This window comes from Actinomadura decatromicini (genome assembly GCF_008121305.1).
Classification (GTDB): Bacteria; Actinomycetota; Actinomycetes; order Streptosporangiales; family Streptosporangiaceae; genus Spirillospora; species Spirillospora syzygii.
Genome location: NZ_VSRQ01000007.1, coordinates 546017 through 568082, shown reverse-complemented (window position 1 = coordinate 568082; position 22066 = coordinate 546017). Strand labels below are relative to the sequence as shown.

Annotated in this window: 25 protein-coding genes and 1 riboswitch; of the genes, 13 read left to right on the top strand and 12 right to left on the bottom strand. The window is 74.6% G+C overall.

Going from position 1 to position 22066, the window contains the following annotated elements:
* Positions 1–16: 16 nt before the first annotated feature.
* Positions 17–997: a DNA-binding protein WhiA gene (whiA, locus tag FXF68_RS32630; RefSeq protein WP_148766004.1), complete on the top strand. Its 981-nt coding sequence runs from the start codon at positions 17–19 to the stop codon at positions 995–997.
* A gap of 203 nt (positions 998–1200) precedes the next feature.
* Here the strand turns inward: whiA and FXF68_RS32625 are convergent, their stop codons facing one another.
* The 3 genes from FXF68_RS32625 to FXF68_RS32615 are packed head-to-tail and all read right to left on the bottom strand — an operon-like array spanning position 1201 to position 4302.
* Positions 1201–2385 carry a hypothetical protein gene (locus FXF68_RS32625; RefSeq protein ID WP_148766002.1) on the bottom strand — a complete coding sequence of 395 codons (1185 nt, stop codon included), beginning with the start codon at positions 2383–2385 and terminating at the stop codon, positions 1201–1203.
* The gene (locus FXF68_RS42705) at positions 2375–3619 is read right to left on the bottom strand and encodes a hypothetical protein (protein WP_187438203.1); all 1245 of its coding nucleotides are present in this window, start codon (positions 3617–3619) and stop codon (positions 2375–2377) included. Before FXF68_RS42705 ends, FXF68_RS32625 begins: the two co-directional genes overlap by 11 nt.
* Positions 3616–4302 carry a hypothetical protein gene (locus FXF68_RS32615; RefSeq protein WP_148766000.1) on the bottom strand — a complete coding sequence of 229 codons (687 nt, stop codon included), beginning with the start codon at positions 4300–4302 and terminating at the stop codon, positions 3616–3618. The genes FXF68_RS42705 and FXF68_RS32615 overlap by 4 nt, the downstream gene beginning before the upstream one ends.
* Before the next feature lie 197 nt (positions 4303–4499).
* Between FXF68_RS32615 and gap the strand changes: the two genes are divergently transcribed.
* The 5 genes from gap (at position 4500) to FXF68_RS32590 (ending at position 8414) form a co-directional block, all read left to right on the top strand.
* Positions 4500–5504, top strand: a complete 1005-nt coding sequence (gene gap, locus FXF68_RS32610; RefSeq protein ID WP_148765998.1) for a type I glyceraldehyde-3-phosphate dehydrogenase — start codon at positions 4500–4502, stop codon at positions 5502–5504.
* Positions 5505–5592: 88 nt separating this feature from the next.
* Positions 5593–6780: a phosphoglycerate kinase gene (locus tag FXF68_RS43285; protein ID WP_148765996.1), complete on the top strand. Its 1188-nt coding sequence runs from the start codon at positions 5593–5595 to the stop codon at positions 6778–6780.
* A gap of 3 nt (positions 6781–6783) precedes the next feature.
* On the top strand, positions 6784–7578 hold the full coding sequence (tpiA, locus tag FXF68_RS43280) for a triose-phosphate isomerase (protein WP_148765994.1): 795 nt from the start codon (positions 6784–6786) through the stop codon (positions 7576–7578).
* A gap of 137 nt (positions 7579–7715) precedes the next feature.
* Positions 7716–7958 (top strand): preprotein translocase subunit SecG, encoded by a 243-nt coding sequence (gene secG, locus FXF68_RS32595; RefSeq protein ID WP_148349394.1) that lies wholly within the window; start codon positions 7716–7718, stop codon positions 7956–7958.
* A gap of 84 nt (positions 7959–8042) precedes the next feature.
* Complete coding sequence (locus FXF68_RS32590) at positions 8043–8414, top strand: RNA polymerase-binding protein RbpA (protein ID WP_148765992.1); 372 nt, start codon at positions 8043–8045, stop codon at positions 8412–8414.
* A gap of 87 nt (positions 8415–8501) precedes the next feature.
* Here FXF68_RS32590 and FXF68_RS32585 read toward each other — a convergent pair whose 3' ends face one another.
* Positions 8502–9308 carry an alpha/beta fold hydrolase gene (locus FXF68_RS32585; protein ID WP_148765989.1) on the bottom strand — a complete coding sequence of 269 codons (807 nt, stop codon included), beginning with the start codon at positions 9306–9308 and terminating at the stop codon, positions 8502–8504.
* An 85-nt stretch (positions 9309–9393) separates the two neighbouring features.
* Between FXF68_RS32585 and FXF68_RS32580 the strand changes: the two genes are divergently transcribed.
* Together FXF68_RS32580 and FXF68_RS32575 are read left to right on the top strand one after the other, a co-directional pair.
* Positions 9394–10125 carry a TetR/AcrR family transcriptional regulator gene (locus FXF68_RS32580; RefSeq protein WP_148765987.1) on the top strand — a complete coding sequence of 244 codons (732 nt, stop codon included), beginning with the start codon at positions 9394–9396 and terminating at the stop codon, positions 10123–10125.
* Between the two features lie 155 nt (positions 10126–10280).
* A riboswitch (ZMP/ZTP riboswitch) is annotated at positions 10281–10367 on the top strand.
* A gap of 51 nt (positions 10368–10418) precedes the next feature.
* The gene (locus FXF68_RS32575; protein WP_148765985.1) at positions 10419–11690 is read left to right on the top strand and encodes a serine hydroxymethyltransferase; all 1272 of its coding nucleotides are present in this window, start codon (positions 10419–10421) and stop codon (positions 11688–11690) included.
* Here the strand turns inward: FXF68_RS32575 and FXF68_RS32570 are convergent.
* A complete protein-coding gene (locus FXF68_RS32570) occupies positions 11657–12619 on the bottom strand; it encodes a class I SAM-dependent methyltransferase (protein ID WP_148765983.1) in 963 nt (320 codons plus the stop codon). The genes FXF68_RS32575 and FXF68_RS32570 overlap by 34 nt on opposite strands.
* Before the next feature lie 140 nt (positions 12620–12759).
* On the opposite strand from FXF68_RS32570, the gene FXF68_RS32565 reads away from it, so the two are divergent.
* Together FXF68_RS32565 and FXF68_RS32560 are read left to right on the top strand one after the other, a co-directional pair.
* On the top strand, positions 12760–13446 hold the full coding sequence (locus FXF68_RS32565; RefSeq protein ID WP_246179066.1) for a carboxymuconolactone decarboxylase family protein: 687 nt from the start codon (positions 12760–12762) through the stop codon (positions 13444–13446).
* Positions 13439–14026, top strand: coding sequence for a GNAT family N-acetyltransferase (locus FXF68_RS32560; protein WP_148765981.1), 588 nt, complete (start codon positions 13439–13441; stop codon positions 14024–14026). Before FXF68_RS32565 ends, FXF68_RS32560 begins: the two co-directional genes overlap by 8 nt.
* Here the strand turns inward: FXF68_RS32560 and FXF68_RS32555 are convergent.
* Both FXF68_RS32555 and FXF68_RS32550 read right to left on the bottom strand, forming a co-directional pair.
* Positions 14023–14799 (bottom strand): isocitrate lyase/PEP mutase family protein, encoded by a 777-nt coding sequence (locus FXF68_RS32555; protein WP_148765979.1) that lies wholly within the window; start codon positions 14797–14799, stop codon positions 14023–14025. The two genes, FXF68_RS32560 and FXF68_RS32555, sit on opposite strands and share 4 nt — an antisense overlap.
* Positions 14800–14832: 33 nt before the next feature.
* Entirely contained in the window at positions 14833–15588 is a 756-nt protein-coding gene (locus tag FXF68_RS32550) for an aspartate/glutamate racemase family protein (RefSeq protein ID WP_148765977.1), read from the bottom strand.
* A 99-nt stretch (positions 15589–15687) separates the two neighbouring features.
* On the opposite strand from FXF68_RS32550, the gene FXF68_RS32545 reads away from it, so the two are divergent.
* Positions 15688–16242, top strand: coding sequence for a helix-turn-helix domain-containing protein (locus tag FXF68_RS32545; protein WP_187438202.1), 555 nt, complete (start codon positions 15688–15690; stop codon positions 16240–16242).
* On the opposite strand, the gene FXF68_RS32540 is transcribed toward FXF68_RS32545, so the two are convergent.
* Positions 16239–16967: a metallophosphoesterase gene (locus tag FXF68_RS32540; RefSeq protein ID WP_148765973.1), complete on the bottom strand. Its 729-nt coding sequence runs from the start codon at positions 16965–16967 to the stop codon at positions 16239–16241. The genes FXF68_RS32545 and FXF68_RS32540 overlap by 4 nt on opposite strands.
* 47 nt (positions 16968–17014) lie before the next feature.
* Between FXF68_RS32540 and pdxR the strand changes: the two genes are divergently transcribed.
* Complete coding sequence (pdxR, locus tag FXF68_RS32535; RefSeq protein ID WP_148765971.1) at positions 17015–18409, top strand: MocR-like pyridoxine biosynthesis transcription factor PdxR; 1395 nt, start codon at positions 17015–17017, stop codon at positions 18407–18409.
* Here the strand turns inward: pdxR and FXF68_RS32530 are convergent.
* The gene (locus tag FXF68_RS32530; RefSeq protein ID WP_148765969.1) at positions 18377–19219 is read right to left on the bottom strand and encodes a class I SAM-dependent methyltransferase; all 843 of its coding nucleotides are present in this window, start codon (positions 19217–19219) and stop codon (positions 18377–18379) included. The genes pdxR and FXF68_RS32530 overlap by 33 nt on opposite strands.
* Positions 19220–19278: 59 nt before the next feature.
* On the opposite strand from FXF68_RS32530, the gene FXF68_RS32525 reads away from it, so the two are divergent.
* The gene (locus FXF68_RS32525) at positions 19279–19866 is read left to right on the top strand and encodes a TetR/AcrR family transcriptional regulator (RefSeq protein ID WP_148765967.1); all 588 of its coding nucleotides are present in this window, start codon (positions 19279–19281) and stop codon (positions 19864–19866) included.
* A 13-nt stretch (positions 19867–19879) separates the two neighbouring features.
* Here FXF68_RS32525 and FXF68_RS32520 read toward each other — a convergent pair whose 3' ends face one another.
* The 3 genes from FXF68_RS32520 to FXF68_RS32510 form a co-directional block, all read right to left on the bottom strand.
* Positions 19880–20092, bottom strand: a complete 213-nt coding sequence (locus tag FXF68_RS32520) for a hypothetical protein (RefSeq protein ID WP_148765965.1) — start codon at positions 20090–20092, stop codon at positions 19880–19882.
* Positions 20093–20183: 91 nt separating this feature from the next.
* On the bottom strand, positions 20184–20858 hold the full coding sequence (locus FXF68_RS32515) for a response regulator (RefSeq protein WP_148765962.1): 675 nt from the start codon (positions 20856–20858) through the stop codon (positions 20184–20186).
* A complete protein-coding gene (locus FXF68_RS32510; RefSeq protein WP_148765960.1) occupies positions 20855–21982 on the bottom strand; it encodes a sensor histidine kinase in 1128 nt (375 codons plus the stop codon). Before FXF68_RS32510 ends, FXF68_RS32515 begins: the two co-directional genes overlap by 4 nt.
* Positions 21983–22066: the final 84 nt, after the last annotated feature.

The window sequence follows — 22066 nt, the reverse complement described above, 5'->3', positions numbered from 1 at the left end:
GGGGAGGGGTCAACAGATGGCGATGACCGGTGTGGTCAAGGACGAGCTGAGCAGGCTCACGATCATGAAGCCGTGCTGCCGCAAGGCCGAGGTCTCGACGCTGCTGCGGTTCGCGGGGGGGCTGCACCTGGTCAGCGGGCGGATCGTGATCGAGGCCGAGATCGACACCGGGGTCGCGGCACGGCGCCTGATCAAGGACATCGCGGAGGTGTTCGGGCACACCTCCGAGGTCGTCGTGCTCGCGCCGAGCGGACTGCGTAAAGGCAACCGGTACGTCGTCCGCGTCTTCCGGGACGGCGAGTCGCTCGCCCGGCAGACCGGCCTGATCGACAACAACGGGCGGCCCGTCCGCGGGCTGCCCCGGCACGTCGTCGCGGGCGCCGCCTGCGACGCCGAGTCCGCGTGGCGCGGCGCGTTCCTCGCGCACGGCTCCCTCACCGAGCCCGGCCGGTCCATGTCGATGGAGGTGACCTGCCCCGGCCCCGAGGCGGCGCTCGCCCTCGTCGGCGCCGCCCGTCGCCTCAAGATCCACGCCAAGGCCCGCGAGGTCCGCGGCGTCGACCGCGTCGTCGTCCGGGACGGCGACGCCATCAGCGCCCTCCTCACCCGGCTCGGCGCCCACGACAGCGTCCTCGCCTGGGAGGAGCGCCGGATGCGCCGCGAGGTCCGCGCCACCGCCAACCGGCTCGCGAACTTCGACGACGCCAACCTCCGCCGCTCCGCCCGCGCCGCCGTCGCCGCCGGCGCCCGCGTCGCCCGCGCCCTGGAGATCCTCGGCGACGACGCCCCCGAGCACCTCGTCAACGCCGGACGGCTCCGCCTTGAGCACAAGCAGGCGTCCCTGGAGGAACTCGGCCAGCTCGCCGACCCGCCCCTCACCAAGGACGCCATCGCCGGACGAATCCGCCGCCTCCTCGCCATGGCCGACAAACGCGCCGGAGACCAGGGAATTCCGGGAACCGAGGCGAATCTGACGGCGGAAATGCTGGCGCCGTAGTCTACTGGGGGGCGACCCCCCAATCCCCCCGTTGCGACGCAGGCGATCCTCGCGGCGCCGTTTCGGGTTTCGTGCCTGTTGCGGTCTCTGTGGCGTCGCTGCGGTCGCCTGCGTCGTCGGGCAGGGCCGCTGCGCTCGCTGGCGCTCGCTCCGCGGCCCTGCCCGTGGCCCCGGCTGAGGTCTTGTCCAAGAAAGCCCGGGGGCTACTGATCGCCTCTTTGGATTCTTTCGATTAGGTCTTCGCGTAGTTGGCCGTAGCCGGTTTGGGACCAGACGCTTTTGGTGGGGTCTTTTTCGTAGTAGGGGACTTCGCGGCCGTTCTCCGTGTCCATGAGGACGTCGGGGAGTTTCTTGTCGCGGGTCTTCTGGGCGCAGGGGCGGCAGGTGCGGACGCGGAGGCGGTCGCGGGAGCCCAGGGGGCGCCAGTCGATTCTCGTCGTGGCGTCGCCGTGGAGCGGGTTGAAGAAGCAGAGGGGGACCGGCGGGATCTCCGGGCCGCCCTTCGCGACGGACTCGGCGGAGGCCAGCGCGTCGCGGCCCTGGTCCAGGAGGACCAGGACGCCTGCCAGGTCGGGGACGCCCTGGGCGGCGTCCAGGGTCTTCCCCGCGGCCTGGTAGGCGTCCAGTGCTCTGGTCATCAGGGTTCGGGTGCGCTCGTCCTTCGTCGGGACGGTCGTCTCGTCCAGGAGTTCGCCGAACGCGACCACCTCGCGGGTCGCCTGCTCGCGGAGCTGGTCCTCGTTCGCGCGGTTCGCGGTCGTGAACACCGTGCGGGGCAGGAGGAGGCCGTTGCCCTCGCGGCGGACGGACCTTATCCGGCGGTGTCGCCAGACCACGAAACCGACGGCGCCCGCGACGGCTGCACCTGCTACTGCCGCGGTGAGGGGGACCTTCAGGTCGCCGTCGTCCGAGTGGCGGGGCTCGCTGAGGGCGGCGCGCTTGTCGATCTCGGCGCTGACGCGGTCGTACTCGCGGACGGCGGTGCCCGAGACGATCAGGTCGACCACGCGGGACAGGCGGGACGCCAGCGGCTGGTCGTCCATCGCGCGGTCCAGGGTGACCGCCCAGGCGGCCTTGCGGGCCTGATGGTCGCCGCCCCACTCGCGGGCGGTGAGGTCCTCGGTGGCGTCGTGGAAGGTGATGAAGATTCCATCCCGGCCCATGCGGTCGTGGACGACCGTGGCCAGTTGGTCGGAGTCCGTCCAGGTGCCGCCCTTCACGAGTGGGACGAGCACCACGTAGATCGGCGCGGGGGCCGTCCGGAACTTGGCGGCGAGCCTGCGCCGCTCGGCTGTGGGGAGTGCCGACGCCAGGGACGGGTCCACGTGGATCGGGAAGCGGCGCAGGGCCGCGGCGAGCCGTTCGCCGGGGGAGGGTTCAGTCGACACCGAGGTACCTCATCACACGGGGGAGGACGTTGCCGTCGCGGGCGCCCCACGCCGTGTCCCGCCAGACGCCGGGGATCGCGGTGTGGCGGCGCGGGGCGTCCGGGCCGGGCACCCGGAGGAGGTCCCGCTCCTTCAGCCTGTTCCGGGAGTGGAGGTCGCGGCACGGGCCGCAGAGGGGGCATCGGGCGGGCAGGACGCGGTCGACGTCCAGGGCCTTCGCCTTCCGGCGGACGACCGAGTCCCCGTGCAGCGGGTTGACCAGGCACGGCGGCGGCGGGGTCGTGAAGCGCCCGGCGAGCGCGGCTCTTCCTTGGCGGGCCAGGACGATCACGCCGACCAGGTCGACGGCGCGCCCCTCGTCGTCCTCGGCGTCGTCGTAGAGGATCTGCGCGGCGTCGAAGGCGGACACGGCGTAGGTCCGTCCTTGATCGGAGTCCTCGGCGAGCTGGTCGCGCAGGCGGGCGAGCTCCGCGGCCGCGTGGCGGCGCAGGTCGCGCATGCCGGGCGCCGTCGGCGCCCAGAGGCGCTCCGCGGCCCGTCTCCGGCGGCGGACCAGGGCAAGCACGCCGAGCACGGCGCAGTAGAGCGTTCCGGCGGTGATCGGCCCGGCGAGGATCAGGCCGGTGACGAACGGCGCCGCGCGGTCGGCCCCGCGCGGTCTGAGCGTGTCCTCCTGGCCGAACGGGTCCGGGCTGGAGTACAGCCTCGGCATGGTCGGGGACGCCGAGCGCGCGGCCGCGTAGCCGTCCATGCGCTTGACCAGCCGCTCGGTGAGCCCGTCGAACGGGCGGTCGCGGTCGGCCGGACGCGACCCGCCGAGGCCCTCCGCGTCGAACGGGTCGTAGTCGCGGGGGACGCCGAACGCCTCCGACTCCAGGTGCCCGTACGCCCCGGCCATCAGGTAGAGGCCGTCGCGGTGCGAGCGGTCGTGCAGCGCGAACAGGAAGGCGTCGTCGCGGCCCTGCGACTCCGAGTCGATCGGGTTCGGGATCACGACGACGTACACGGGCGTGCCGAGCCGCGCCGACGTCCCGCGCAGCGCCGTGCGGACCTCGGCCCGTTCGTGCTCGTCGAGGGCGGCGGCGAGGTCGGGGTCGACGAACAGCGGGTCGCGGGCGAGGGCGGCGGCTACGCGGTCCAGGCGGTGGCGGGCGTATGGAGGCATGTCCGCGGCGGCGGGCGTCGGCGGCCAGGCGACCAGGAACGCGATCAGCGCGAGGACGGCTCGTCTCACCGGCGTGCCCTCCGCGCGCGGCGGACGCGGAATCCGACCAGCAGGGCGAGGATCGGGAGGCCGCTGAGGGCCGCGCCGCCGCCGAACGCGGCCTTCTCGGCGCGGTCGGCGCGGCGGTCGGCGGCGTCGTAGGCGTCCAGCGCGACGCGGGTCTTCGACCTCGGGGCGGGACGCGGATGCCTGCGCCGCTCCTCGGCCCGGCCGGAGAGCGCGATGTCGACGAACCGCGCGATCACGTCGGGGGCGCTCGCGTCGGACGCGGACTCGAACTCGGCGGCCAGCCAGGCGTCCTTCAGCGGGAGCCGCCGCCCGGCGCCGAACTGGCGGGCCTCGCCGTCCCCGCCCCTCGGGGCGACCACGATGTAGACGCCGTCCCGGCGCATCCGGTCGTGCAGCAGCGCCGCCAGGGAGTCGCCGGGGTTCCACGGGCCGACGCCGGTCGTCGGCGTCACCGCGACGTAGACCGGGCCGCCGAGCCGGGCGGCGGACGCCCTGATCCGCGCCGCCGCGTCAGGGGGCAGCGACCGCGGCGAATGGTCGGTGACGTAGACGGGGTCGCGGCGCAGCGCGGCGGCGAGGTGGTCCGCGCGGGACGGCGCTTCCGCGGGCGCCGCGGCGGCGGGCGCGGACGGGATCGCGCACAGCAGCGCCGATATCACGAAAACCGACCATCCGCGCCGCATGGACCGGGAGTGTAGTGATCTCCGCCGGGACGTCCCCGACCGGGGCGAGCACTGCCGCGCGCGCGATTTCCCGCGCCGCCCGTGTCCGGCTACCGGCCGGTCATTGGATAGGGTCGAAGGCGGGGGAGAACCCCGGATGACCGTTGCCGACAGTCCGGCTGACACCGGGCGACACCACGTGCGAGGAGAGCCGTTCCGTGACCATCCGAGTAGGCATCAACGGGTTCGGCCGGATCGGCCGCAACTTCTACCGGGCCGTGAAGGCGTCGGGGGCCGACATCGAGATCGTGGCGGTCAACGACCTGACCGACAACGCCACGCTCGCCCAGTTGCTGAAGTACGACAGCATCCTCGGCCGTTTCCCCGAAGAGGTGCGCGCCACCGAAAGCGAGATCGTGGTCGGCGGCAAGTCGATCAAGGCGTTCGAGGAGCGCGACCCCGCCAACCTGAAGTGGAGCGACGTCGGCGCCGACATCGTCGTCGAGTCCACCGGTTTCTTCACCGACGCCACCAAGGCGAAGGTGCACGCCGACAACGGCGCGAAGAAGGTGATCATCTCCGCGCCGGCCAAGAACGAGGACCTCACCGTCGTCCTCGGGGTCAACGAGGACAAGTACGACCCCGCGAACCACACGGTGATCTCCAACGCGTCCTGCACCACGAACTGCCTGGCCCCCCTCGCGAAGGTGCTGCACGACAGCTTCGTCATCGAGAAGGGCCTGATGACGACGATCCACGCCTACACGCAGGACCAGAACCTCCAGGACGCCCCGCACAAGGACCTGCGCCGCGCCCGCGCCGCCGCGATCAACGTCGTGCCGACCTCGACCGGCGCCGCGAAGGCGATCGGCCTGGTGCTGCCCGAGCTGAACGGCAAGCTCGACGGGTACGCGCTGCGCGTCCCGGTGCCGACCGGCTCCGCCACCGACCTCACCGCCACGCTGTCCCGCGAGGTGACGGCCGAGGAGGTCAACGAGGCGTTCAAGGCCGCCGCCGAGGGACCGCTCAAGGGCTACCTCACCTACACCGAGGACCCGATCGTCTCCAGCGACATCGTCACCGACCCGGCGTCCTGCATCTTCGACTCGGGGCTCACCAAGGTCATCGGCGACCAGGTGAAGGTCGTCGGCTGGTACGACAACGAGTGGGGCTACTCCAACCGGCTCGTCGACCTCGTCAAGCTCGTCGGCTCGCAGCTCTGACCGACCCTCGTCCCGCCGTGGCCGCGCCCGCGCCGACACGCGCCGCGCGGCCACGGCGCGCCCGTGTACGGAAGGACACCGCATCCCGATGCGCACCATTGACGACCTCGACGTCGCCGGACGGCGCGTCCTCGTCCGCTCGGACCTGAACGTCCCGCTGGAGGACGGCCGGATCACCGACGACGGGCGGATCAGGGCCAGCCTGCCGACGATCGAGGCGCTCCGGACGCGCGGCGCCAAGGTCGTCGTCTGCGCCCACCTCGGCCGCCCGAAGGGGCAGGTCAAGCCGGAGCTTTCGCTCGCGCCCGTCGCGGCGCGGCTCGGCGAGCTGCTGCGCGCCGACGTGGCGTTCGCGACCGACGTCGTCGGCGACTCCGCCCGGGCCGTCGCCGCCGCGCTCCCGGACGGCGGCGTCGCCCTGCTGGAGAACCTGCGCTTCGAGCCCGGCGAGACCAGCAAGGACGACGCCGAGCGCGGCGCCCTCGCCGACCGGCTCGCCGCCCTCGCCGACCTCTACGTCGGGGACGGGTTCGGCGCGGTGCACCGCAAGCACGCCTCCGTGTACGACGTGCCGCGGCTGCTCCCGCACGCGGCGGGCGGGCTGATCGCCGCCGAGGTCGAGGTGCTGAAGCGGCTCACCGAGGACGTCGAGCGGCCCTACGCGGTCGCGCTCGGCGGGTCGAAGGTGTCCGACAAGCTCGGCGTGATCGACAGCCTGCTCGGCAAGGCCGACCGCATCCTGGTCGGCGGGGGCATGGTGTTCACGTTCCTGAAGGCGCAGGGCCACGAGGTCGGCAAGAGCCTCCTGGAGGAGGACCAGCTCGACACCGTCCGCGGCTACCTGCGGCGGGCCGAGGAGACGGGCGTCGAGTTCGTCCTGCCCGTCGACGTGGTCGCGGCCACCGCGTTCAGCGCCGACGCCGACCACGGCGTCGTCGCCGCGGACGCGATCCCCGCCGACCGGCTCGGCCTCGACATCGGTCCCGAGTCCGGCAAGCTGTTCGCCGCGCGCCTCGCCGACGCGCGGACGGTCTTCTGGAACGGCCCCATGGGCGTGTTCGAGATGGAGCCCTACGCGAACGGCACCCGCGCCGTCGCGCAGGGCCTGATCGACTCGGGCGCGTTCACCGTGGTCGGCGGCGGCGACTCGGCCGCGGCCGTCCGGCGGCTCGGCTTCGACGAGGCCGCCTTCTCGCACATCTCGACCGGCGGCGGCGCCAGCCTCGAATACCTCGAAGGCAAGACGCTGCCCGGCCTGCAGGCCCTGGAGGACTGACCGATGGCCCCCGCGACCCCTTCCCGCAAGCCGCTCATGGCCGGCAACTGGAAGATGAACAACAACCACCTCGAGGCGATCGCGCTCGTCCAGAAGATGGCGTTCGCCCTCAAGGAGGCCGACTACGACGCCGTCGACGTCGCCGTGCTCCCGCCGTTCACCGCGATCCGCTCCGTGCAGACGCTCGTGGACGCCGACCGCCTCGGCATCCAGTACGGCGCGCAGGACGTCTCCCAGCACGCCTCCGGCGCCTACACCGGCGAGATCTCCGCGTCGATGCTCGCCAAGCTGAAATGCTCCTACGCGGTCGTCGGGCACTCCGAGCGCCGCCAGTACCACGCCGAGACCGACGAGATCGTCAACGCCAAGGCGCGGGCCGCGCTGGCCGCCGACATCTCGCCGATCCTGTGCGTGGGCGAGGGGCTCGACGTGCGGAAGGCGGGCGGGCAGGTGGCCCACGTCCTGGCGCAGCTCGACGGCGGGCTGGCGAAGATCCCCGCCGACCAGGTGCGCCGCACGGTGATCGCCTACGAGCCGGTCTGGGCGATCGGCACGGGCGAGACCGCCACCCCGAAGGACGCCCAGGAGGTCTGCGCCGCGATCAGGACGCGGCTCGCCGAGCTCTACGACGGCGGACCGGCCGACGAGGTGCGTATCCTGTACGGCGGTTCGGTCAAGGGCGGCAACATCGCCGGGATCATGGCGCAGGACGACGTGGACGGCGCACTGGTCGGTGGTGCCAGCCTGGATCCGGGAGAATTCGTCAAGATCTGCCGGTACCGGGATCTCCCCGTCTGAGCAAAACTGATCAATTCCGCGTGAACTGGGGGTTCTTGCCGAACCAGCGGGCCATCCGTCGTACCCTTCGTAGCTGACGGGTAAACCGCCCGGCCAGACCCTCGGTCCTTACCTACGAGACAAGGCGCTGAAGAACCGTGATCATCGCAACGTCGATCGTGCTCATTCTCGCGAGCCTGCTGATGGTCGTCCTCGTCCTTATGCACAAGGGCAAGGGCGGGGGACTGTCCGACATGTTCGGCGGCGGCATCTCGTCGTCGCTCGGCGGGTCGTCGGTCGTGGAACGGAACCTCGACCGGCTGACGATCGGCGTCGGGGTGGTCTGGTTCGCCTCGATCGCCGTGCTCGCCCTGCTTTTCAAGCACAAGGGCGTCGGCTGAGCCACCCGTTCGACCAACAATGCGAGCGCCGCGCCGTCCCAGGAGGTCACGGGCGGCGGCGGAAGACAGACGAGGGAGTACTCCGTGGGTAGTGGCAACGCGATCCGGGGCAGCCGTGTCGGGGCCGGTCCGATGGGAGAGGCGGAACGCGGCGACGCCGCCCCCCGCGTATGGGTGACCTTCTACTGCGCCAACCGGCACGAGACCCGCCCGAGCTTCGCGACGGACGTCGCCGTCCCGGAGACCTGGGACTGCCCGCGCTGCGGCTTCCCGGCCGGGCAGGACTCGGAGAACCCGCCGGCCCCGCCGAAGACCGAGCCGTACAAGACGCACCTCGCGTACGTGAAGGAGCGGCGCAGCGACGAGGACGGCGAGGCCATCCTGGAGGAGGCGCTCGCCAAGCTCCGCCAGAAGCGCGCCGCCGTCAAGAAGGCTCTGGAGGCCGCGGGCCGCTGACCGCCCGCACCTGCCCGACCGCATGGCCCGACCCCGCGAGGGGGTTGGGCCATACGTGTCTCCGGGGGCGATGCGCGTCAGCGCCCGCTAGGACGTCCACAGTTCGGCGAGCGCCGCGTTCACGGCCTCGGGACGCTCCACGTGCGGGTAGTGCGCCGTGCCGGGGACGCGCACGAGCCGCGCCCCGATCCGCTCGGCGGTGACCCGCGCGCACGCCATCAGCGGCTCCCCGCCGCGCTCCCGGTAGGGGGCGGGCGCCGTCTCCCACGTCCCGGACAGGACGAGCTTCGGCCACGTCCCGGCGGCCAGTTCCGCCACCGGGATCGGCGCCTCCCAGCACACCCGCTCGCGCAGCGCCGTTCGCACGGCGCGCAGGCGGCGGGGCGTCGGCTCCAGCGGCGGCAGCCCGGCCGCGTCCGCCGCGGCCCTGAGGTGGACGTCGGCGGGCAGGTCCGCCGGGACGTTCGCGATCGCCTCCCGGTTGGCGCGGAGCGCGGCCGCGACGACCGGGTCGTCCGCCGCCGCCTGGTAGCAGCCCGGTTCGATCAGCGCCAGCGACAGGACCGCCTCGGGACGCCGCGCCGCCGCGAGCATGGCGCCGACCGCGCCGTAGGAGTGGCCGACGAGGTGCGCCCCGTCGCCCATCAGCGCCGCGATGTCGGCGGCGTCGGCCTCGTAGTCGCCTGCGTACTCGGCCGAGCCCGTCTCACCGCTGGCGCCGTGGCCGCGCCGGTCCATGGCGAGGACGCGGAACCGGTCCGCCAGCGGGCGCTGCGCCGCGAACCCGAGGACCGGGTCGTCGCCCCAGGCCGTCGAGCCGTGGACGAGGATCGCGGGCGGTCCCGTCCCGCCCGTCTCGTCCCAGACGGTCACGTGCACGTCGCCTCCGGACATCTCCGCCTCCTTGAACATCGTTCAGCTTGCTTGAACAATGTATAAGAGAGTGAACGGCGTATGACAAGGGGGCTAGGGTGGGGGCGTGCCCACGCCTTCGCCTTCCGTCTGGCTGCGTCCCGAACGTCCGTCCCGCGACCGGCGGCTGAGCCGCGCCCGGATCGTCGCCCGCGCCGTCGCCGTCCTCGACGCGGAGGGGGCGCGAGGCCTGTCCATGCGGCGGATCGCGTCCGACCTCGGCGTCACGGCGGGGTCGCTGTACTGGTACGTGACCACGAAGGACGAACTGCTCGAACTCGCGCTGGACGACGTGCTGGGCGAGGTCGTCGGGGACGGGACGGCATCCGCCGACGGCTGGCGCGACGCGCTCGGCGGTCTGGCCCGGCGGCACCGCGCGATGCTGCTGCGCCACCCGTGGGTGCTGTCCGGTCTCGCGGGGCGGCCCAACCTCGGGCCGAACGCGCTCGCCCTCGCCGAGGCCGGGCTGACGATCCTGTCCCGGGCCGGGTTCGCGGACGGCGACCTGGACGCCGCCCTGGCCGCCGTCAACGACCACGTCGTCGGCGCGGTGACGGCCGAGACGTCCTGGCGCGCGGCCCTCGACCGGACGGGCGGCGCGGAGTGGCGCGAGCAGGCCGCCGAGCACCTGCGCCGGATCGCCGAGGAGCATCCGCTGCTCGGCGCGCGGATGTCCGCCGCAGCCGGAGCGGAGATCGACGTCGACCGCGAGTGCGAGCGCCGGTTCGCGTTCGCGCTCGACTGCCTCCTGGACGGACTGGAGGCCCGGCGCCCGTCCGCGCGCGGGGATGTCGAATAATCTTCGGAGGACGGGACGCCGACCCGCGGGCTGGTCGTGGTGTCGGTGGTGCCCATGAAGAGACGTTCCGCGGAACGGGGCGCCGGCGGAGTGGAGGGAGCCGTGCCGGTCGGGGGCGTGCGGGTCGCCCCCCGGAAACGAGTGGGCCGGTATGATGGCGCGCACGCGACTGGCGCAGTCAAGGTGGAGACGACCACCGGGGAGCGAGACTAGTCCGCACACCGCGCGCCTGGGTGTACGGGCCCCCTTCGCCGGGGCGCCCGATCCCCGGCGCGAGCAGCGCGGAGGCTCCGATGCACGAACCCGCCGTCCCCCATCTGAAGGACCAGGACCCCGAGATCGCCGGGCTGGTCGAGGACGAGGCCCGCCGCCAGTACGAGAAGCTGCGGCTGATCGCCTCGGAGAACTACGTGTCGGAGGCCGTGCTGGAGGCCACCGGCACGGTGCTGACCAACAAGTACTCCGAGGGCTACGCGGGCAAGCGGTACTACGAGGGCCAGCAGAACGTCGACCCGATCGAGACTCTCGCCGTCGAGCGCGCGAAGTCGCTGTTCGGGGCCGAGCACGCGAACGTCCAGCCGTACTCGGGGTCGCCCGCGAACCTCGCCGTCTACATGGCGTTCCTGGAGCCGGGCGACCCGGTGATGGGCCTGTCGCTGCCGATGGGCGGGCACCTCACGCACGGCTGGTCGGTGTCGGCGACGGGGAAGTGGTTCCGGCCCGTCCGGTACGACGTGCGCGCCGACACCGGGCGCGTCGACATGGACCAGGTGCGCGACCTGGCGCTCAAGGAGCGTCCGAAGGTGATCTGGTGCGGCGGCACCGCCATCCCGCGCACGATCGACTTCCCCGCGTTCGCCGAGATCGCGCGGGAGGCGGGCGCGGTGCTCGCCGCCGACGTCGCGCACATCGCGGGCCTGATCGCGGGCGGCGCGCACCCGTCCCCGGTCGGCCACGCGGACGTGATCACCACGACCACGCACAAGACGCTGCGCGGCCCGCGCGGCGCGATGATCCTGTCCACCGTCGAGCACGCGAAGACGGTCGACAAGGCCGTCTTCCCGGGCCTGCAGGGCGGTCCGCACGACCACACGACGGCCGCCATCGCCGTCGCGCTGAAGGAGGCGGCGCGGCCGGAGTTCGCCGCGTACGCGCGGCAGATCGTCGCGAACGCGAAGGTGCTCGCCGCCGCGCTGACGGACCGCGGCTACGACCTGATCTCCGGCGGCACCGACAACCACCTCATCCTGATCGACCTGACGAACAAGGGCGTCGCGGGCAAGCCCGCCGCGCAGGCCCTCGACCGGGCCGGGATCGAGCTGAACTACAACGCCGTCCCGTTCGACCCGCGCAAGCCGTTCGACCCGTCCGGGCTGCGGATCGGCACCGCCGCGATCACCACCCGCGGGCTGGACGAGGCGCGGATGCCGCAGGTCGCGGCGTGGATCGACGAGGTCGTGCAGGCCGCCGCCAAGCAGGACGAGGCGGTCGTCGAGCGGGTCGCCTCGGAGGTCCGCGAGCTGCTCGCGGGCTACCCGATGCCGGGCTGGGCGCCGACGCCCTGACCCGGCGCGGCGGCCGGCCGCAGCACGGTGATCATGCGCCAGGCGCCGGGGTCGGCGAGGGGCACCGCGTCCTCGCCGACCCCGAAGTCGCCGTACTGCGCGACGGCGTCCAGGCCGCCCGCGAGGCGGATCGCGGCGTCCAGCTCGGTCGCCGTCCAGAACCGGTAGGGGACGACGTCGCGGACGACCCGCGTCCCGCCGTCCGCGGTGATCGTCACCGTGACGTGGTCGGCGGACACCTGCGTGATCGGGTCGAGCCGGTCGCCGGGCTCGCCCCACCGGACGCCCGCGTGGACGCCGTCGCGCTCGACCGTCCAGCCGGTGCTGACGCTCGGGTCGTCGGTGAGCCGGTCGCGCGGGTGCGACATCTCCACGATGTAGAGGCCGCCGGGGGAGAGGTGCGCCGCCACCCCGCGCAGGTGCGCGACGAGCGCGTCCAGCGTCATCAGGTGGGACGTCGAGTCCAGCATGGTCACGGCGAGGTCGAACCGGCGGCCGAGGTCGAGCCGCGTCATGTCGCCCTCGACGACGTCCACGGCGACGCCCTCGCGCGCCGCCTCGCGGGACGCGTAGGCGCACATCCGCGGGTTCAGGTCGAGCGCGGTCGCGGCGACCCCGCGGCGGGCGAACTCGCGGGCGTGCTCGGCGGGCCCGGCGGCGAGCTCCAGCACCGTCGCAGGGCCCGCCCCGGACGGAGCGGCGCCCCCGGCGTCCGCGCCATGCCCGATGTCCGCGGCGCGCCCGGCGCCAGTGGCGGGCCCCGTTTCCGCGGCGTGCCCGGCGTCGGTGGCGGGCCCCGTGCCCGTCGCGCGCCCGGCGTCGGTGGCGTGCTCGGCGTACCAGCCGAGCAGGGCGTCCACCTCGGCGGGGACGTCGCGGAACGCGCACGCCAGCTCGTACGCCCAGGGGTCGTCGTAGATGCCGCTCATCCGGGACATCCTGCCAGCGCGCGGGGCCCGCGGGGCGCCGGTTCGGCCGGGTTACGCGACCGCCACCTCATCCTGCGCGCGAGGTTTCACATTCCGGACGGGGCTTGAGCCGCCCCGGCGGACCGCCTAGCGTGCGGTAAGTGATCGACCCCGTGAGCGGTGAGCGCGTCAACGATCGACCCCGGCCCGGTCCGGTCCCCGGCCCGTCCTCGGCGCGGCTCCCCCTGCTGCTCCCCGGCTCGCTCAGCGACGAGCAGCGCGCCGTGTACGAGGCGGTGACCGGCGGCCCGCGCACGTCGGGCGGGCCCCCGCCCTACGGCCTGGCCGACGAGTCCGGACGCCTCCTCGGCCCCTTCAACGCCATGCTGTACAGCCCGTCGGTGGGGCTGCCGCTGCAGGACCTCGGCGCCGCGCTGCGCTTCCGCACCGCGTTCACCAAGCGCGAACGGGAGATCGCGACGCTGGTCGTCGCCGCGCACGTCCGGTCCGACTACGAGTGGTACGCGCACGAGCGGATCGGCCGCCGGCACGGCCTCACCGACGCCGAGCTGGACGCGCTCCGCGAGGGCCGCGCGCCGATGCTCGGCGACGTCCGCGAGCGCGTCGTGCACGAGGCGGCCCGGCAGCTCGCCGCCGAGGGCGACCTCGCCGACGCCGTGTTCACCGAGGCGGCGGCGACGCTCGGCCGCACCGCCCTCGTGGAGCTGGTCACGCTCGTCGGCTACTACAAGGCGCTGGCGGTGCAGCTCCGCGTGTTCCGGGTGGGCGTCCCGGACGGCGAGGCCCCGCCCGCGTGGCCACCGGTACCGGAGGACGGGCATGAGTGAGGTGCTGCGCACGGTGCGGCTCGTCCTGCACCCGGTGACGGCCGACGACCGCGCCGCGCTGCTCACGCACTGGACGGGCCCGCTCGTCCGGCGCCACCTGTTCGACGACCGGATGGTCTCCGCCGTCCAGGTCGCGGAGATCATCGACGCCAGCGAGCGGGACTTCGCCACCGAGGGCTACGGGCTGTGGGCGCTGCGCCCGGCCCGCTGGGACGGCGGCATCGACGCGGTCTCTCCGGGCGACCCGCTGATCGGGGTCGCCGGGCTCAGCCACCACGACGGCCCGCTCGGCAACGGCGCGGACGTCGAGATCCTCTACAGCCTGGAGCCGGACCGGTGGGGGCAGGGCCTCGCCGCCGAGGCGTCCCGCGCGGTGCTCGACTACGCGTTCGGGGTGGTCGGCGTGCACCGCGTCACCGCCGAGATCGACACGGCGAACCCGTCGTCGGCGGAGATCGCGCTGCAGCTCGGCATGCGCCGCAGGCCGGACGGCCCGCGCGGCCCGGACGGCGCCGCCTACTACGCCGCCGACCGCTCCCGCTGGATCGGATCCCGCCGCATCGTCGACGCCGTTCCCTAGCGTCCGCCGCCCTGGAGGAGCGCCTGCACGTCCGCGTACGAGGGGACGGGACGGTCGGCGCCCTCGCCTCCGGCGACGCCGAGCGCGGTGACCACCGCCGTCCGCAGCGCCGTCCGGAACAGCAGCGATCCCGTGCTGACCCGGTGCACGCCGAGCCGGGCCAGGCGCTCGTACTCCGTCCTGCCCGGGAGGAGGAGGACGTTCAGCGGCACCGGGGCCGCGTCCAGCACGGCGGTGATGTCGGCGTCGTCCGCGATGCCGGGGACGAAGACCCCGTCCGCGCCCGCCTCCGCGTAGGCGCGCGTCCGGCGGAGCGTCTCGCCGCGGTCGGGCCCGCCGAGCCAGAGCGTGTCGGTGCGGGCGTTGAGGAAGACGTGCGGCGCGGCCCGCTTCACGGCGGCGATGACGGCGGTCTGGTGGTCGAGCGGGGCGAGCGTCCCGTCGGCGCGGCCGTCCTCCAGGTTGATCCCGGCGACGCCGAACGAGGCCAGTTCGGCGACGAGGTCGGCGACGTCCGGGGCCCGGGTGGAGAACCCGCCCTCGACGTCGACGCTGACCGGCACCGGGAGCCGGGACAGGGCGCGGGCCAGCGCGACCGTCTCCGCCCGCGTGCGCCCGGCGGCGTCGGGCTTCCCGGCCGCCGCCGCGACCCCGAGGCTGGTGGTGCCGATCGCGGCGAACCCGGCGTCGGCCAGCGCGGCGCCGCTCGCGAAGTCCCAGGCGTTCGGCAGCAGCAGCGGACGATCACCGTGGTGCAGGTCGTGGAAGCCCATTGGTCGTCCCCCCTTTTCGGCACCCTCCCGACCCTAGGCGCGGCTCGTTTCGACGCCGGACGAATCGTCCACCGGGCCGCCGCGCCAGGCGGGGAGCGGACGCGCGCCGACCGCCGTCTCGAACGCGGCGCGGGCGAGCAGGCGGGTGGAGTCGAGCGTCGGCAGCGGCGACTCGTCCGGGGCGACGAGCAGCGGGATCTCGGTGCAGACGAGCGCGACGGCGTCGCAGCCGCGCTCGGCGAGCCGCTCGATGACGCCAGCGTAGGCGCGCCGCGACTCGGCCGTGAAGACCCCGTTGACCAGCTCGTCGAAGATGATCCGGTGGACGGTCTTCCGGTCGTCCGCGTCCGGGACCTCGGCGGCGATGCCGCGCGCGGCCAGCTCGCGGGGGTAGACGGGGCCGTCCATGGTGTAGCTCGTGCCGAGGACGCCGACGCGGGTGCGGCCGTCGCGCGCGGCCTGGTCGGCGACGACCCGCGCGATGTGCAGGCCGGGCAGGGCAAGGTCGGGGCCGGGACGTTCGAGCGCCATGTGCGCGGTGTTGTCCGGGCAGGCGAAGAAGCCCGCGCCCGCCGCCGCGAGCCGCCGGACGCTCTCGGCGAGCGTCGTCCGGATCGCGTCGTGGTCGCCCGCGTCCCAGGCGGGCATGCTCCGGGCGAGCGCGATGAGGTCGAGCGTCACGTCCGGGTGGTCGTCGGGGCCGAGCTCGCGGAACCCCTCCTGGCAGAAGGTCCGGAGGCACAGCGTGGCGCCCTCCATGCTGTGGCCGAGGATGCCGAGATGCTCCATGCCGAGTCCTCCGTTCGGTGTGGCGAACATTCGTCCACTAGCATGAACAGTGGAACGCTTGTTCGTCAAACCGAACCTCCGGACGTCTGGAGCGAACACATGGGGAACGCCGACCTGATCGGACGGATCGCCGCCGCCATCCGCCGGGAGCGGGAGCGCGCCGGGCTTTCGCAGACCGACCTCGCCCGGCGCGCAGGTCTCGCCAAGTCGACGCTGTCCCAGTTGGAGGCGGGCGGCGGCAACCCGAGCGTCGAGACGCTGTGGGCGCTCGGGACGGCGCTGGAAGTCCCGTTCAGCCGCCTGGTCGAGCCGCCGCGCACCGCCGTCCGGGTGGTCCGCGCGGGGGAGGGCCCGGCCGCGCGCGCCGAGCGGGCCGACTACGCCGCCGCGCTGCTGGCGGCCTGCCCGCCGCACGCCCGCCGCGACCTGTACCGCGTGACCGCCGGGCCCGGCGAGCCCCGCGTCTCGGACCCGCACCCGCCGGGGACGGTCGAGCACGTCGTCCTCGCCTCGGGACGCGCCCGCGTCGGCCCGCCCGGCGAAGCGGCGGAGCTGGCGCCGGGCGACTACGTGACCTACCCCGGCGACGCGCCCCACGTGTTCGAGGCGCTGGAACCCGGGACGTCGGCGGTGTTCCTCATGGAGTACGTCTAGACGGTCCGGAAGTGGGTGGTCAGGCGGCCGTCGTCGTCCAGGACGTGGAGCGCGAAGCCGGGCGGGGCCGTCTCGTCGGCCACGGCCCCGGCCTCGCCGGGCAGCCGCAGCGTGGACACGACGCCGGGCGCGACGAGCAGCGGGCGTCCGGCGAACGTCGTGGCCGCCGCCGTGTGCGCGTGCCCGCACAGGAGGGCCACCACCTGCGGATGCCGCTCGACCACCGCCGCGAGCCGCTCCTCGCCGGACTGGCGGATCTCGTCCACGTAGGGGATGCCCACCGGCACCGGCGGGTGGTGGAAGCAGACGAACGCGGGCGCGTCGGGATCGGCCGCCAGGCGCTCGTCGAGCCAGGCGAGGGTCTCGTCCGCGAGGAATCCATCACCCCGGCCGGGGATCGTGGAGTCGCACATCGCGAACACCGTCCCCGCCACGGTGTGGGCCCGGTCGATCGGATCGTCGGAAGGGGGCTCGCCGAGCAGGCCCGTCCGGTACGGGGCTCGGGCGTCGTGGTTGCCGGGGCACGCCAGCACCCGGTGCCTGGACGCCAGCGCCTCCACGGCCTGCTCGTACTCGGCGGCCTCGCCGTGGTCGGCGACGTCCCCGGTGACGAGGACGGCGTCGAGCGGCAGCCCGTCCAGGTGCGCCATGACCCGGGCGGCGCGCTCGGCCCGGTGGTCGCCGCCGTCGAGGTGCGTGTCGCTGATCTGCGCGAAAACAAGCATGCCCATGAATTTAGGCGGCGACCGGCCCATGAATAAGATCCAGTTCCATGCCGCAAGATTGGACCGGTTCGGGCGTCGACCTGCACTTGGACCTCGATCCGTCGCGAGGCCGCCGGGCGGGGCTCGAACACGCGCTCCGCGCGGCGATCGCGACCGGCCGCCTCGCGCCCGGCGCCGCGCTGCCCTCCACCCGCGCGCTGTCCGCCGAGCTGGGCCTCGCGCGCGGGACGGTCACCGCCGCCTACGACCAGCTCGCGGCCGAGGGGTACCTCACGGCGACGCCCGGCTCGCGGACCCGCGTCGCGGAGACCGCCGGGCCCGCCCCGGCGCCCGCCGCCGGACGCCTCGCGCCGCCCGCCGAACCCGCGCACGACCTGCTGCCCGGACGCCCCGACCTCAGCGCGTTCCCGGCGGAGGCGTGGCTGCGCTCGACGCGGCGCGTCCTCGCCGCCGCCCCGCCGGGGGCGCACGCGCTCGGCGACCCGCGCGGCCGTCCCGAGCTGCGCGAGGCCCTCGCCGCGTACCTCGGACGCGCCCGCGGCGTCCACGCGACTCCGGACCGGATCGTCGTCACCTCCGGGTACGCGCAGTCGCTCGGCCTGCTCACCGGGGTCCTCGCCGAGGCCGGGACGGCGGCGGTCGCGATGGAGGAGCCCGGCCATCCCTTCCACCGCGAGATCGTCCGGCGGGCGGGGGCGGAGATCGTCCCGCTGCCGGTGGACGAGCGCGGCGCGCTGCCCGGCGCGCTCGGCGGGGCGGGTGCGGCCGTCCTCACCCCGGCGCACCAGTACCCGTCCGGCGCGACCCTCGGCCCGGACCGCCGCCGCGCCTTCGCCGCGTGGGCCCGGCGCACCGGCGGCGTGATCGTCGAGGACGACTTCGACGGCGAGTTCCGCTTCGACCGGCGGCCGGTCGGCGCGCTGCAGGGCACGGCGCCCGACCACGTCGTGTACGCGGGGACGGCGTCGAAGACGCTCGCCCCCGCGATGCGCCTCGCCTGGACGGCGCTGCCCGCGCGCCTGGTCGAGCCGTTCGCCGAGGCGAAGCGGCTCGCGGACGCGCACACGCAGTCGCTCGCCCAGCTCGTCCTCGCCGACCTGATCCGCACGCACGCCTACGACCGGCACGTGCGGGCGTCCCGGCTCCGCTACCGGCGGCGCCGCGACCTGCTGGTCGAGACGCTGCGGGCGCGGGCGCCGCGCGTGCGGGTGCGCGGCGTCGCGGCCGGGCTGCACGCGCTAGTCCTGCTCCCGGACGGAGGCCCGTCCGAGGACGAGGTCATGGCGCGCGCCGCCGCCCTCGGCCTCGCGCTGATGCCGCTCCGCGGCCACTGGCAGGACCCGGACGGGCGGCCGCAGGGGTTCGTCGTCGGGTACAGCACGCCGTCCGGGGCCGCGTACCGTCCCGCGCTAGCCGCGCTCTGCGCCGCCCTCGACCCGTGACGCCATGACCACGAGCGTGGTGTAGGACATGGTGAAGCCGCCGCCGAGCCGGTCGATCGCCTGCCCGGTGAGCTCGGCGACCTCGGCCAGCCGGTCCGGCGCGAGGCGGGTGAAGACGCCCGCCGTGGGGAGCTGGTCGAGCCATTCGTCGCGGGTGTAGGAGCGCGTCCATTCGTGCGGCCACTCGTCGATGGGGCCGAACGCGCCCGCCGCGCGGACGCCGTCCGCGACCTTGCCGATCAGCGCCGGGTACGTCTCCTCGATCGGCCGCTTCATCGCCGTGACGTCGACCGGGATGTCCGGGACGACCCGGCGGACGGCCTCGGCGAGCGCGTCCACGATCTCGTCCGGCGGCCGGGGCGCGTTCCAGAACGCCGCCAGCACGCCGCCGGGACGCAGCACCCGCGCCGCCTTCGCCGCGCCCGCGACCGGGTCGACCCAGTGCCACGCCTGGCCGGAGACGACGCCGTCGAACGTCCGTCCCGCCGGGTCCCAGTCCTCGATCGTCGCGACCTCGACCTCGGTGCCGAGCCGCCGCGCGAGCGCGGCCATCCGGGCGTCCGGCTCGACGCCGAGCACCGTGCGGCCCGCGGCCTGGAACCGCCGGGCGGCGATGCCGGTGCCGCACCCGACGTCGAGGAGCTCCGGGCCGGGGCAGGCGGCGGCGATCCGCTCGATCACGGCGTCCGGGTAGCTCGGGCGGGCGCGGTCGTAGCGTTCGGCGTCGGCGCCGAACGACTCCGCCATCCGCCGGTCGCGGTGGAGCTGGGGATCGGAGGGAGGGCCTGGCTCCGGCGATATAGTGGGCATGCGCCCACCATAGTGGGCAAGTGCCCACTCGTCCATCGGGAACCAAGGAGACGCGTACGGTGCCGACCGGGGTGGCCCTCCGCGACGTGCGGGAGCAACTGTTCGACGCCGCCGACCGCATCCTGCTCAGGGACGGTCCGAGCGGCCTCACCAGCCGGGCGGTGACGACGGAGGCCGGGTGCGCCAAGGGCGTCCTGCACCGGCACTTCGAGGACTTCGACGCCTTCCTCGCCGAGTTCGTCCTCGACCGCGTCGGCCGGATGGACGCCGAGGCCGCCGCGCTCCGCGACGCCGCCGGGACGGGCACCGTCACCGGCAACCTCGCGGACGCCCTGTCGGCCCTGTTCGGGTCGGTCGCCGTCGCGATCGTCGCGCTCGTCACGTTCCGGGTCGCGCTGCGCGTCCGGCTGCGCCGCACCTGGCCCGCGGGCGTCCCCGTGCTGACCGAGGCCGCGGTCATGGTCGAGGGCTACCTCGCCGCCGAGCGCGACCTCGGCCGGATCGCGCCCGACGCCGACGTCGAGACCCTCGCCCCGACGCTCATCGGCGCGGGCCACCTGCTGTTCGCCGACCGCGCCGCCGGACCACCGGACGCGGCCGCCGTCCACCGGATGGTGACCACGGTGCTGACAGGCGTCCTCCGGTAGGCGGGGCCGCCCGTCAGCCGCGGCTCCGGTAGCGGGCGCCGACCACGGCGCCTGCGAGCGCGCAGACGATCGGGACGACGACGAACGCGGCCAGCAGGACGCCGGTGCCGTCGACGTCCAGGGTGCGGTCCAGGACGAAGGTGAAGAACGCGCCGACCGTCTCCGTCAGCAGGAAGCCCGCCGCTCCGCCGACCAGGAACCCGACCATGGCGCCCGAGATGCTCATGCCGCCCAGGTTTGCCGCTCGGGACGCCGGGCCGCGTCCGGCCGGGGCGGTCATTCCGCGATACGCCGCCGGTCGCGGGGCGGCGGCGCGGCTACCGCTCCGGTCGTATCCAGCCGGGGCTGACCATGCCCGACTCGTAGGCGAGGATGACGAGCTGCGCGCGGTCCCGCACGTCCAGCTTGGACATGATGCGGCTGACGTGCGTCTTCGCCGTCGCCGGGCTCAGCACGAGGTGCGCCGCGATCTCGTCGTTGCTCAGCCCCGTCGCGACGAGCCGCATCACCTCGCGCTCGCGGGCGGTGAGGGAGCGCAGCCGCGGGCCCGGCCGCGGCGCCTGGACGCGCCCGGCGAACTCCCCGATCAGCCGCCGGGTGACGGACGGCGTGATCAGCGCGTCCCCGCGCGCCGCGACCCGGACGGCGTGGATCAGCTCGGCGGGCTCGGTGTCCTTGAGCAGGAACCCGGTCGCCCCGGCGCGCAGCGCGCCGTAGACGTACTCGTCCAGGTCGAAGGTGGTGAGGATGACGACGCGGACGCCGTCGAGCCGCGCGTCGCCGATGATCCGGCGGGCCGCCTCCAGGCCGTCCATGCCGGGCATCCGGACGTCGAGCAGCGCCACGTCGGGGCGCAGCTCCCGGCACGCGGCGAGGGCCTCCTCGCCGTTCGCGGCCTCGCCGGTGACCGTGATGTCGTCCTCGTCGTCCAGGATGGAGCGGAAGCCCGCGCGGACGAGCCGCTGGTCGTCGGCCAGCAGAACCTCGATCATGGTGGTCCGTCCCGGTAGGGGAGCCGCGCCCGGACGACGAACCCGCCGCCCGGCCCCGGCCCCGCGGTCAGCTCGCCGCCGAGCGCGCGGGCGCGCTCGCGCATCCCGTCCACGCCGCTGCCCGGCCCCGCCGGGACGGCGGTCGCGCCCCGGCCGTCGTCGGCGACCTCGACGAGCAGGCCGCCCGGACCGTCCGCGACGCTGACGACGACCTCCGCCGCCCTCGCGTGCCGCGACACGTTCGTCAGCGACTCCTGGACGATCCGGTACGCCGCCAGCCCGACCTCTGTCGGCGGGTCGGCCGCGCCGTCCAGCCGGGTGCGGACGGTGAGCCCCGCCGCCCGCGCCGCGCCGACGAGGTCGCCGATCCGGTCCAGGCCGGGCGCGGGGGCGGTCGGCGCCTCCTCGTCGGCCTGGCGCAGCACGCCGAGCGTCGCGCGCAGGTCGCGCAGCGCGTCCCGGCTCGACTCCTTGATCGCGGCGAGCGCGGTCTCGCCCTGCGCCGGGTCGCGGTGGTAGCGGTGCAGCGCCGTGCCCGCCTGGACGTTGATCAGCGAAAGGTGGTGCCCGACCACGTCGTGCAGCTCGCGGGCGATGCGCAGCCGCTCCTCGCCCGCCGCACGCCGCTCGGCCTCCCGCAGGTAGGCGAGCCTGCTGTGCCGGACCCAGCCGAGCGCGACCATCGCCACCACCCAGCCGGTCAGCATGAACAGGGCCACCCCGTTGACCTGCTTGTTGCCGGACAGCGTCCCGATCGCGGTGAAGATCACGGTCAGCGCCCCGAGGGCGAGCGCGACCCGCATCCGCCCCTGCGCCGCGACCAGGTACAGCGCGGCGATCAGGGCCATCATCAGCGCGCCGTCGTAGGTGCTGGTGAGGTAGAACGCCATGGTCAGGACCAGGACGGCGAAGCCGACCGGCACGGGGTGGCGGCGGCCGAAGTAGAGCGCGCCGCAGGCGGCGACGAGCATCGCCCAGGACGCCGCGGTGACCGCCCACGGCTCCCGGCGCGGGCCCACCAGCGAGTCGATGCTGCTGAGCGCGACCGTGACGAACACGCTACCGGCGAGCGCCGCGTCCCGCGTGCGCCCGCGCGGCGGGCGCGGAAACCGGCGACCACCCATGCGGCCAGCGTAGACGGCGTTCGAGGCGCCATGATCGGCCGCGCGGCCGATCGTGCCGCCCGCCGGACCGCAACCGCGGGTGTA

Coding starts and splice junctions, on each gene's coding strand:
- whiA (WP_148766004.1), top strand. CDS start 17: ATGGCGATGACCGGTGTGGTCAAGGACGAGCTGAGCAGGCTCACGATC.
- FXF68_RS32615 (WP_148766000.1), bottom strand. CDS start 4,302: ATGCGGCGCGGATGGTCGGTTTTCGTGATATCGGCGCTGCTGTGCGCG.
- FXF68_RS43285 (WP_148765996.1), top strand. CDS start 5,593: ATGCGCACCATTGACGACCTCGACGTCGCCGGACGGCGCGTCCTCGTC.
- tpiA (WP_148765994.1), top strand. CDS start 6,784: ATGGCCCCCGCGACCCCTTCCCGCAAGCCGCTCATGGCCGGCAACTGG.
- FXF68_RS32585 (WP_148765989.1), bottom strand. CDS start 9,308: ATGTCCGGAGGCGACGTGCACGTGACCGTCTGGGACGAGACGGGCGGG.
- FXF68_RS32575 (WP_148765985.1), top strand. CDS start 10,419: ATGCACGAACCCGCCGTCCCCCATCTGAAGGACCAGGACCCCGAGATC.
- FXF68_RS32570 (WP_148765983.1), bottom strand. CDS start 12,619: ATGAGCGGCATCTACGACGACCCCTGGGCGTACGAGCTGGCGTGCGCG.
- FXF68_RS32560 (WP_148765981.1), top strand. CDS start 13,439: ATGAGTGAGGTGCTGCGCACGGTGCGGCTCGTCCTGCACCCGGTGACG.
- FXF68_RS32555 (WP_148765979.1), bottom strand. CDS start 14,799: ATGGGCTTCCACGACCTGCACCACGGTGATCGTCCGCTGCTGCTGCCG.
- FXF68_RS32550 (WP_148765977.1), bottom strand. CDS start 15,588: ATGGAGCATCTCGGCATCCTCGGCCACAGCATGGAGGGCGCCACGCTG.
- FXF68_RS32545 (WP_187438202.1), top strand. CDS start 15,688: ATGGGGAACGCCGACCTGATCGGACGGATCGCCGCCGCCATCCGCCGG.
- FXF68_RS32540 (WP_148765973.1), bottom strand. CDS start 16,967: ATGCTTGTTTTCGCGCAGATCAGCGACACGCACCTCGACGGCGGCGAC.
- pdxR (WP_148765971.1), top strand. CDS start 17,015: ATGCCGCAAGATTGGACCGGTTCGGGCGTCGACCTGCACTTGGACCTC.
- FXF68_RS32530 (WP_148765969.1), bottom strand. CDS start 19,219: ATGCCCACTATATCGCCGGAGCCAGGCCCTCCCTCCGATCCCCAGCTC.
- FXF68_RS32520 (WP_148765965.1), bottom strand. CDS start 20,092: ATGAGCATCTCGGGCGCCATGGTCGGGTTCCTGGTCGGCGGAGCGGCG.
- FXF68_RS32515 (WP_148765962.1), bottom strand. CDS start 20,858: ATGATCGAGGTTCTGCTGGCCGACGACCAGCGGCTCGTCCGCGCGGGC.
- FXF68_RS32510 (WP_148765960.1), bottom strand. CDS start 21,982: ATGGGTGGTCGCCGGTTTCCGCGCCCGCCGCGCGGGCGCACGCGGGAC.